General features: G+C 45.6%; 4 protein-coding genes. All 4 read left to right on the forward strand.

Annotated elements, in window-relative coordinates:
- Positions 1–83: 83 nt before the first annotated feature.
- Entirely contained in the window at positions 84–206 is a 123-nt protein-coding gene (locus HMPREF3168_RS06515) for a LysR family transcriptional regulator (protein ID WP_003612998.1), read from the forward strand.
- 6 nt (positions 207–212) lie between these two features.
- A complete protein-coding gene (locus tag HMPREF3168_RS06520; protein ID WP_003617847.1) occupies positions 213–458 on the forward strand; it encodes a LysR family transcriptional regulator in 246 nt (81 codons plus the stop codon).
- Between the two features lie 76 nt (positions 459–534).
- Entirely contained in the window at positions 535–873 is a 339-nt protein-coding gene (locus HMPREF3168_RS06525) for a LysR family transcriptional regulator substrate-binding protein (protein WP_070489256.1), read from the forward strand.
- 210 nt (positions 874–1,083) lie between these two features.
- Positions 1,084–1,258: helix-turn-helix domain-containing protein (locus tag HMPREF3168_RS11005; protein WP_168161991.1), on the forward strand; the 175-nt coding region annotated here is incomplete at its 3' end.

Genomic DNA, 1,258 nt, shown 5'->3' on the forward strand with positions numbered 1-1,258 from the left:
GAATAGCATTGGATATGTTTTTGAATTCGGGAAAAGTCAGATAATTTTTCCTAAAGCAAAAAGTAAAGAGAATGGAGAAGACCGTGTTAGACAAAATCCAAGCCTTCGTATCCCTGGCCGGCAACCTGAATTTTTCCCGGACAGCCGATGAGCTGTATACCAGCCAAAGTACGGTTTCCAAGCATATCGCTGCCTTAGAAAAATAGGTCGGCATGAAGCTGTTTGAAAGAAGCAGCCGCCGAGTTCGCCTGACCCGGGAGGGGGAGTACCTGCTCCCTTATGCCCAGCGTCTCTTAGCAGACAGCCGGCAGTTTGACCAGGCAGCCGCGGCCTGCCGGCAAGAGCAGACCAAGACCCTGGACCTGTACGCGATCCCCACCATGACCAATTACGATTTTTTCAAGGCCGTAAACCGCCTTTATGGGCCGGCATCCGGAGATCGACCTGCTTTTTCATGAAGGCGAGTCCCAGGACCTGGCCCAAAAGCTCCGCCGGCCCCAGGACCTGCTCTTCCTGCGCAAGTAGGATAAAAAAATGCATCCGGACTTTGATTATCTCTTTTTCGAAGATGATGAACTGGCCCTCTTTGTTGCAAGCAAGTCTCCCCTGGCTAAAAAGCAGCAGGTGAAATTGGCCGACCTGGCTGGAGCCCGTTTTTTGACCTTGGGTGAACGGACTTATTTCGAGAAGAAAATTGTTGCTGCCTGCCAAAAAGCTGGTTATGAACCCAATTTCGTCTACCAGGGTGAACGGATCGAGGCAATTTTAGAAATGGTCCGCCAGCAGCTGGGCATTGCTCTTTTGATGAAAAAATCTGTTTCTGATAGCCAGCTAGCTGGTTTAAAGCGACTGGACTTGGCAGAGAGCTACTAATTAGTAACAAGTAATATAGAACTATATCGAAAAATATAGCATAATGTTCTTGCGAAAGAAAACGAATCTATTTCAATAGAATTTAAGTGTGTTGCACCTATGATTTTAGTCAAAAAATGCAACGCATTTTTTGATTCCTCTTCAAACATACGTTTGGAAATAAACTGGAATACGTGTTAAAATATGCTTGTCGAAAAGAGGTGAAGACAAATGGCAATCAAAAGAACTCACGTATATCGTTTATATCCAGATGCTACTATGGCTCACGTCTTGGATCAGTGGTGTGACTATCGCCGTTATTGCTACAATAAGGCCCTAGAACTGTGGAATACAACCTATTCGGAATATCGTATGTTAGTCAGTCCAGAGATTCTGGCGGAATTCA

This window comes from Lactobacillus sp. HMSC08B12 (genome assembly GCF_001808415.1).
Taxonomy (GTDB): domain Bacteria; phylum Bacillota; class Bacilli; order Lactobacillales; family Lactobacillaceae; genus Lactobacillus; species Lactobacillus delbrueckii.